The organism is Paraburkholderia sp. SIMBA_027 (assembly GCF_046535315.1).
Taxonomy (GTDB): Bacteria; Pseudomonadota; Gammaproteobacteria; order Burkholderiales; family Burkholderiaceae; genus Paraburkholderia; species Paraburkholderia tropica.
In genome coordinates, this window is the sequence record NZ_JAWRWY010000321.1 from 1 (window position 1) to 299 (window position 299).

Below are 299 nucleotides of genomic sequence, written 5' to 3' on the forward strand. Positions count from 1 at the left end.
GGCTACCGCGGCTGCGGCGACTGCGCCGGTGACTGCATCGCAACCGGACGCCAGCGTCCCGACCATCGGCGCGATTCCCGATTCGTCGGTGAGTGCGCGACCGCTCGAACAGCAGGCGCCGGCCCCGGTCAGCAATTCGAACTCGGTGCATCCGGGTAATCCGAAGGCGACGCCATGACGTGGGGTGCTTCTTTCGTCAGCGCGATGTTGACGGCGAGTGCTTTGGGTTGTGCTTTTGCATCGACGGCGCAGGCGGCCGATGCGCCGCGCGGTCAGATGGTTGCCAATGCGAATGCATG

General features: G+C 65.9%; 1 pseudogene. It reads left to right on the plus strand.

Annotated elements, in window-relative coordinates:
• A pseudogene (locus tag SB764_RS39270) lies at nt 1-178 on the plus strand (BON domain-containing protein); the annotation flags it as partial.
• Nucleotides 179-299 lie beyond the last annotated feature (121 nt).